The sequence below is a fragment of the Oleiphilus sp. HI0117 genome (assembly GCF_001635235.1).
This window is the reverse complement of record NZ_LWGA01000973.1, coordinates 1-8,454: the sequence shown is the minus strand read 5'-3', so window position 1 is coordinate 8,454 and position 8,454 is coordinate 1. Positions and strand designations below refer to the sequence as shown.

Sequence of the window (8,454 nt, the reverse complement as noted above, 5' to 3'; positions counted from 1 at the left end):
TTTTGTTTTCTTAGACATGGTAAATCACCTTTCTTTGTGTAAATAACATTAATTGACGTAATGACGTCACTACGTCAATATCTATCCTAGACCTACATAACCGGAAATACAAAGTATTTGAACCTCAGGACTTAAATTGTCATCAAACTGTCACATAAGTCCTATTTAAATAGTCCGGTTGATTAAGCTGTATGCGAGTAGTTTCAAAATGACGAACAAGCAAGATTTTATAGAGAAAGAACTGAGTTGGCTGTCCTTCAATGAGCGCGTTCTACAGGAAGCCGCTGATGCAAATGTACCGATTGTCGAGCGGGTCAGGTTTCTCGGTATATATTCCAATAATATGGATGAGTTCTTCCGTGTTCGTGTCGCCGACGTAAAGCGAAAAATTTTTATTAAGAAAGACCAAGGCGAAGATGCCAGTGAAGATCGAGAATTACTTAAGAAGATTCAAAAGAAAGTCATCAAGCTAGGCGAACGGTTTGACGAAATCTATATTCACGTTTTGAAATGCCTGGCCCGGCGCAACATTTTTCTGATCAACGAGCAACAGTTATCTCCAGAGCAAGGGGAATGGGTTAATCAGTATTTCAAAGACAATGTTCTGCAATACATTAACCCTATAATGTGCGAGGGAAAAATCGACCTTGCTCAGGTATTGGATGATGACATCACCTACCTTGCGGTCGAACTAATTCGCAAAGGCGAATCTAGATATAGTTTGGTTGAAGTACCCTCAGACGATATGAGCCGTTTCATTGAGCTACCTAGAATCAAGGGGCAAAAGCGCCGCTGCATCATCATGCTTGATAATATTATTCGCTACTCTCTGAAGAGCGTCTTCAAAGGCAATTATAAGTTTGATGAAATTCATGCCTATTCCATGAAGATGACTCGTGATGCGGAATACGGGCTATCTGAAGATATTGACCAATCTCTACTAGAGCAGATGTCACTCAGCATTAAGCAACGCATGACAGCTGAGCCAGTTCGCTTTGTCTATGACAGGGAAATGCCGAAATCCACACTGAACTACTTGCTTGATAAAATCGGCATCTCAAATTATGACGCCGTCATCCCGGGTGGCCGCTATCACAACTTCAGAGACTTCATCAGTTTCCCTAATATCGGGCGCAACTATTTAGAATATTCACCGCTTCCGAGAATCGAAAGCAAGAAGTTCGCCGCTCACAAAAGCAGCTTCCAGGCGATTTCTGAAGGCGATATTTTACTTTATTACCCGTATCACAAGTTCAACCATTTCACCGAGTTCGTACGGCAGGCATCATACGATCCTAAAGTTGAACATATCAGTATCAGCATTTATCGCGTCGCCAAAAAAAGCCGAATTATCGATGCCCTGATCAATGCGGCAAAGAATGGTAAAAATGTTCGCGTCGTGGTTGAGCTGCGCGCCCGCTTTGACGAAGAAGCAAATATAGAATGGGCGAAGGTACTGACCGATGCGGGCATCAAAGTAGACTTTGGTGTGCCTGCATTGAAGTGCCACACCAAGCTTTGTTTAATTGGACGCAACGAAAGTGACGGCTATAAGCGCTACGCTCATATCGGCACAGGTAACTTCCACGAGAAGACCGCAAGGATTTATACCGACTTCTCTTTATTTACCTGCCACGATGAAATTACCGCCGAAGTAGAAGACGTATTTAACTTCATTCGCTTCAGCTATAAACATTATCACTTCAAACACATTATCGTCTCGCCAAATGATTTCCGGCCACGTGTTCACAAGTTGATTGATCGTGAGATAAAGCACGCCGAGAAAGGCCTGACTGCCGAAATCATGCTGAAGGTCAATAACCTGGTCGATGACGAAGTCGTTGGGCACCTCTACAAAGCAAGCCAGGCTGGCGTAAAAATTCGCATTATTATTCGTGGCATGTGCACCCTTTTACCCGGCGTTAAAGGTTTGAGCGACAACATCAAAGTTATTAGCATTGTCGATCGTTTTCTGGAGCACCCACGTGTGTCGATATTCTCCAACCAGGGCGAGCATGAGATTTATATCTCATCTGCAGACTGGATGACCCGCAACATCGACCACCGTGTTGAAGTAGGCTGCCCGGTTTACGACAAACAGCTTCAAAAGCAGATTCTGGATATCTTCGAGATTCAATGGTCAGATACCACCAAAGCGCGAATCATCGATGCGAAGCAGACCAATCAATATAAACCACGGGGTAACAAACGTAAGATTCAATCCCAACTGGCGATTCATGATTATATCGCCAAGCTTGAGAAGTGAGGTCATTGGTGCTTGCTTAGGTTTTAGCCTATTACAGGTTAGTAGAAGAGGGCGGAATGGCGGCAAGTTGGACTCTCGGCCCTTCCACACTGTGCCTTCCCGCACCACAACTCCGTCATTCCCGCGCAGGCGGGAATCCATTGTCTTGAATAGAACGCAGCATTTGAAACCGTCGTAGTAATCGAATTAATAAGGTTTGGGTCAAAAACAATGGATCCCCGCATGCGCGAGGATGACAACGGTGGGATATCATAACGTTAGGGGGTAAACATCTAATCGCGAACCGGTACACTTTGGCGTACATCCGACCAAAATCAAAACAAGTACCTATGTCTCGAAATGGCACTTTCCAGTCCAGACCTTATCAACGAGCTAGATCAGTTTCAAAAGATTGGAGAACATTAAAGCCGTGCAAACTAGCAGAGCCTTATTGCTGTTTTTTGAAAGGCAAATAAGTACTCGCATCCTCATAATAAGCTTCGAGCATTTCATTTTCTTTGCTAATAAATTCCGCAACGGGCTCTCGAAACCCTTCTTCAGCCAGCCAGTGGTTTGAGTAAGTATAAGTCGGACGAAAGCCTCGTTGGATTTTATGTTCACCCTGAACTCCGGGGTCAAACCTAGCCAGGCCATTCGCGATACAGTATTCAATCCCTTGATAGTAACAAAGCTCGAAATGAAGATTATTAGCCTCTTCGATACAGCCCCAATAACGACCGTACAAGGCATTATCGCCCTTAAAATTTAATGCACCAGCAATGTACTCGCCATTTCGCTTTGCCATCATCAACACAAGATACTCAGGCATCTCTGAAGCAATACGCTCAAAAAATGATGGCGATAAATAGCCACCATGACCGCTACGTTTGGCATAGGTGATTTGGTAAAAGTCATAAAAGCTACGCCAAAGCTCAGCGTTTATTTCCCTACCTTCCCATACCTCTACTTCTATTCCTTGCTGGGAAATACTTGCACGTTCTTTCTTAAGATTTTTTCGTTTTCGTGAGCTAAAAGAGGCGAGAAAGTCATCAAAACTCTGATAGCCCTCGTTCGTCCATTGAAAGTGCACAGCCTTACGCTGAAGAACCGGAGGCTTGAAGACTGTCGATAGTTCTGAACCAGGGAATAACAGATGCCAACCCGAGTAGCCTTGCTCATGACAATGCTTTGGAGCAAAGTCATGCAAGGCCGTAATCACGGCGCTATGATCAATACCCTCTCGTATAAGTATCCGTGAACCGGTAATGGGGGTGAAAGGAATGGCTGAAACTAACTTGGGATAATAAGCCAATCCATATTGATGGTAAGCATTCGCCCAAGCATGGTCAAAGACGTATTCACCATAGCTATGCTGCTTAACATAGCTAGGAACAGCGGCGACCAATGTATCGCCCTGATAAGCCATGAGGTGATGCACCAACCATCCTGAGCATCCACCAACCGCTTGTGTTTTTTCCAAGGCATCGAGAAAGTGGTAGCGCACAAAGGGGTAGCCCTCACCTGCCAAGGAATTCCAGGCCTGCTCTCCCACCTCAGCAATTGAGGTGACGTAACGGAACTCAATAGTCATCCTGTTGCCACACTTATTTAGCTGAAAGCAAAGTATCCAATACTTTGTCTACGTGCTCAAACATCGTTTGTTGCGCGCTTTCCGTCGGATGAATACCATCGTCTTGCATCATACCTTCAACACCAGCAACCCCTTCCAATAAGAAGGGAACTAAGGATAGATCCATTTGCAATGCCAGGTCTGAGTATATATTCGCAAAGGCTTTGGTATAACGGTCACCATAGTTAGGCGGTATCTGCATGCCTAGCAATATTACTTGGGCTCCAGCCTCTTGTGACATCACAGCCATCGCTTCTAGGTTATTACGAATCTGCCTAACCGGGGTTCCTCGTAAACCATCGTTTCCGCCAAGTTCAATAATGACGATAACGGGCTGATGAGTTGATAAGGCCTTACCTAAACGATAACGGCCACCGGTAGTGGTATCACCGCTGATACTTGCATTGATCACGCGATAGTTATCGCCCAGCTCACGCTGCATCAGCGCTACCCAGCCCTTACTCTTATCCAAACCAAAGGCCGCGCTAATACTGTCACCCACCACTAGAATGCTTGCAGCCTTTTGAACTGGAACAGTATTTTTTACCGGTAACGGTTTTTCTATTTCCGCCGCATACGTTAAGCTGCTTAGTAGAAGCAGGCAGCCAATAATAAAATAACGACCTAGCTGCATGTGCATCGCAAACCCCATTCTGTTTAGACAACTATTTTGTGATTGAATATGCCTGAAAATAGCACTCAAGAAAATCTCCTACTGAAACTCAATAATGTATGTAAGTCGGTCAATACCGGTTCAGAACAGCTTGATATCTTGCAAGGCATTCAACTTGAAATCAAGCAAGGAGAATCTGTCGCCATCGTTGGCGCGTCAGGTAGCGGCAAATCAACAATGCTAGGAATTATGGCCGGGCTTGATGAAAGTTCATCAGGCGAAGTCTACCTCTTGGGCGAAGCATTACACCAGTTAAATGAAGATCAACGATCATCTGTCAGAGCAAAGGGGGTAGGCTTTGTCTTTCAAAGCTTCCAGCTGCTTCCCGGCCTGACGGCCTATGAAAATGTCAGCCTGCCGATAGAAATGTCTGGCAGGTATAACGCCCGCCAAACTGAAGAGAAAACACTAGACTGGCTGGACAAGGTTGGCCTGAGCCATCGAATCCATCACTACCCTAAACAGCTTTCGGGTGGTGAACAACAACGTGTTGCTATCGCTCGAGCCTTCTCTTCTGAACCAAAAATATTGTTTGCAGACGAGCCTACCGGCAATCTCGACAGTAATACAGGGCAACAAATTGTAGAACAGCTTTTTTCCTTGAACTCTCAGTTGGGAACAACCCTTGTACTCGTAACGCATGACGAACAACTAGCTAAGCGCTGCGCCCGAACCGTACGCATGAGCGATGGCCAGGTAAAGGAGCTAAATGCTTAAGATGAATACAAGCACGCAAGGCCTCAGTTTCCTCAAACTTATTCGTCTGTCCCAGTCTCTTCTCAGACGAGAAACCCGTTCGGGGCAGCTCACCTTAATCATCTTTTCTCTTATTCTAGCCGTCACCGTCGCTACCATTATCAGTGTATTCAGTGCGCGTATGGAAGCCGGCATGTTGGCAAAGTCTACCGAGCTGCTTGGCGCCGACCTGCGCATTCGCTCCAGTCAAGAAATCCCGGCCGGGTTCGAAGAACGTGCGCAACAAAGCGGTTTATCAACCAGTACCACCTTGGAGTTCCCAAGTGTTGTGGTGGTAGGGGATGAAATGTCTTTGGCCGCCGTTAAAGCCGTCGATGATCATTACCCTCTTAAAGGTAAGGTTATGACTAGCTTGAGTGCCTTCAAGCCCGGGGAGAAAAGCCCAACAGGACCACCTCCTGGTAGTGTATGGCTAGAGTCTCGCTTACTGACGCTACTCAATGCAAAAATAGGCGACACACTGGAACTGGGCAAACAGAATTTCACCATAGGTGCACTCATCACCCAGGAAAGTGATCGCGGTGGAAACTTCTATAGTTTGTCCCCACGCCTGATGATGAATATGGCTGACATCGAAGCAGCTGGGCTTATTCAGACTGGGAGTCGCGTTACTTGGCGCTTATTGCTTGCAGACCTTCAAGACAAACAAGCTCAGACCGAGACGACTCAACTCAAGGGCTCGCTTAACTCAATTGACCAATACAAGGTCTGGCTGAAACCTCTACTCAGTGACAATCAAAGCCTGGAGTCATTATCAGATAACAACCAGGCGCTTGCCGCGGCACTCGATAAAGCACGTAGCTATCTTTCCTTAGCGGCCATTCTCGCGATTCTACTTGCGGGTATTGCCATTGCGATGGCCGCTCAAAACTATGCCCAACACCACTACGATACCAGCGCACTGTTAAGAACCTTGGGCGCCAGTCGTCAGCAAGTACTGTGGCTTTTTAGTCTGCAGTTACTGATTCTCGCCTTCATCACCACGCTCATCGGCCTAATGCTTGGCACCCTGATACAGGAACAACTTTCTTCCTTGCTAAGTATCCTATTTATCAATGACTTGCCTACCGCACCTTGGTCAGCTTGGGCTATTGCGAGTATTACGGCCCCGGTTACTCTACTGGGCTTTGCGCTACCTCACCTGATTCAACTAAGTCGCGTATCCCCACTTAGAATCCTGCGCCGTGACCTTGAGCCGATGAGCATTAGCGGAAGACTAATCTACGGCATCGCGCTCGCATGTATTCTCTCGTTATGCTTATGGTTTACCGGCGATGTAAAGATGTCTCTCGCATTGATTGTCGGCGGATTGGTGACCCTTATCCTGCTCTCATTTGGTTTACGAGGAATACTTAAGCTTTTAGATAAAATCACACCTTCAGCACGCTTCAATATTTATGTGCGTTTCGCCTGGCGACACCTCATGCGCAACAATCAAAGTGCCAGCACTCAAATCTTGGCATTCGCGATGATATTGATGGTCATGCTAGTCATTAGTGTTGTAAGAAATGATTTACTAAATGACTGGCAACGCGGCTTACCCGAGAACGCGCCCAATTTCTTCGCTATGAATATACAAGCCTATGAATCGGATAGTTATAAAGCGGCACTCGAAGAAACCGGCTTCAAGAACTACCCGCTCTTTCCTATGGTTCCAGGGCGATTAACGCATATCAACGAACGCTATGTTCATGATGATGAAAAACTGAGTGAAGACCCGGCCCTTCAAAGAGATCTGGCGCTCACATGGAGTGAACAACTACCCGAAGGAAACAAAATACTGGAAGGTGTTTGGATAAATGATAAAAAGTCAGATGCGGCGAGCAAACAAGTTTCTATTGAATCGCGTTTAGCAGGGAGATTAGGTGTAAAGCTTAACGACACGCTTCGCTTCGAGGTGGCCGGACAAAGCTTCACAGTGACCATTACTAGTATTCGCAGTGTCGATTGGGGAACACTTAGTCCTAACTTTTATATGATTCTATCTGAGGCAGCGCTCCAGGACCTTCCGCTTAGTTACTTAACCAGTTTTCATGTCCCTTCTGGCAGCGAGGCAAAACTTACTAAGCTCATCCGCGAGTTCCCGACCATTACCTTACTCGACATGAGTATGGTCTTTACGCAAATTCAAAGTTTGCTCAAGCAAGTCAGCCTCGCTGTTGAGTACTTACTTATCCTAGTATTGATCGGCGGTGTGTTGGTCTTACTGGCGACCATTTATTCAAGTATCGATGAGCGAATATTACAAGGTGCAATTTTACGGACACTCGGCGCTAACCGAAAGCAGCTTCGCCTTAATCAGTGGAGTGAATTCGCTTTGTTAGGCCTCATGGCAGGTATTCTGGCCCTGCTGGGTACTGAAGCAATCTGCTATAGCTTATATCGCTATTTACTCGACCTAGACTATCAAGTGCAATGGCATCTTTGGGCATGGCTACCCATTAGTTCAGCCTTACTGATCATGTGTTTAGTAGGATTGAGTACAAGGAAGGTGGCTAGTCATTCGCCAGTTAGTGTACTTCGAGACAGCTAAGCACCGGGACAAGTCATTTGATGAAGCCATGAAGAATGAATTCTACCGAGGCATGGAAGTCGCTGCCGCATCAGGAGCCTTAGACGGCGCACAGGGGTTTACCAAAGGTCAGGGCAAGCATGGGCAATTTTAAAAGCTGAATAAGGAAAGCACGCCTCCTCATTCAGCCTTTTAACGTCTTAGCTTATTTTAGTAGTTCTTCACTTCAAACTGGTCATCCGAAGGCTTTGCGGTATAGCGACCTTCTACCTGATCCCACTCATAATCATTCCCCATCATAACCTTAATGCGGTTATCTGAAGTTCTGGCACTGGCGGCATCGTACCCTGTGTCTTTGCGTCTTCCCCACCAGTTAATCGTTACTTCTTCAGGCTCAGCATTATTCATTGACTGGAAGTACCAGTGACGTGCTTCAACATGTTTACCGGCAATATCCCATGAATTCAGATACCAAAAACGCAAGTGGTTGAGGTTAACAATACTCTCCAACGGCGTGTTTTGGTCGCCAATCCATAAGTCATATATCGCCGATGACTTATACCATTCTACTGCGACATCCTGGTCGGCTATCATATCGGAAATGTACCAACGCGTTCGTTCGCCCACCCAGTCGTTCT

At 46.1% G+C, this 8,454-nt stretch carries 5 protein-coding genes and 1 pseudogene; 3 read left to right on the top strand and 3 right to left on the bottom strand.

The window, feature by feature from the left end; all coding sequences use genetic code 11:
- The first annotated feature begins 208 nt into the window (after window positions 1–208).
- Window positions 209–2,266 carry a polyphosphate kinase 1 gene (ppk1, locus tag A3757_RS17440; RefSeq protein ID WP_068642562.1) on the top strand — a complete coding sequence of 686 codons (2,058 nt, stop codon included), beginning with the start codon at window positions 209–211 and terminating at the stop codon, window positions 2,264–2,266.
- A 427-nt stretch (window positions 2,267–2,693) separates the two neighbouring features.
- Here ppk1 and A3757_RS17435 read toward each other — a convergent pair whose 3' ends face one another.
- Complete coding sequence (locus tag A3757_RS17435; protein WP_068515347.1) at window positions 2,694–3,836, bottom strand: GNAT family N-acetyltransferase; 1,143 nt, start codon at window positions 3,834–3,836, stop codon at window positions 2,694–2,696.
- 13 nt (window positions 3,837–3,849) lie between these two features.
- A complete protein-coding gene (locus A3757_RS17430; protein ID WP_304438880.1) occupies window positions 3,850–4,578 on the bottom strand; it encodes an arylesterase in 729 nt (242 codons plus the stop codon).
- Here A3757_RS17430 and A3757_RS17425 point away from each other — a divergent pair.
- Both A3757_RS17425 and A3757_RS17420 read left to right on the top strand, forming a co-directional pair.
- The gene (locus A3757_RS17425; RefSeq protein WP_068553431.1) at window positions 4,558–5,265 is read left to right on the top strand and encodes an ABC transporter ATP-binding protein; all 708 of its coding nucleotides are present in this window, start codon (window positions 4,558–4,560) and stop codon (window positions 5,263–5,265) included. The genes A3757_RS17430 and A3757_RS17425 overlap by 21 nt on opposite strands.
- The gene (locus tag A3757_RS17420) at window positions 5,258–7,837 is read left to right on the top strand and encodes an ABC transporter permease (protein ID WP_082865189.1); all 2,580 of its coding nucleotides are present in this window, start codon (window positions 5,258–5,260) and stop codon (window positions 7,835–7,837) included. The genes A3757_RS17425 and A3757_RS17420 overlap by 8 nt, the downstream gene beginning before the upstream one ends.
- 189 nt (window positions 7,838–8,026) lie before the next feature.
- On the opposite strand, the pseudogene A3757_RS26935 reads toward A3757_RS17420, so the two are convergent.
- Window positions 8,027–8,454: pseudogene (locus A3757_RS26935) on the bottom strand (cell adhesion protein); the annotation flags it as partial.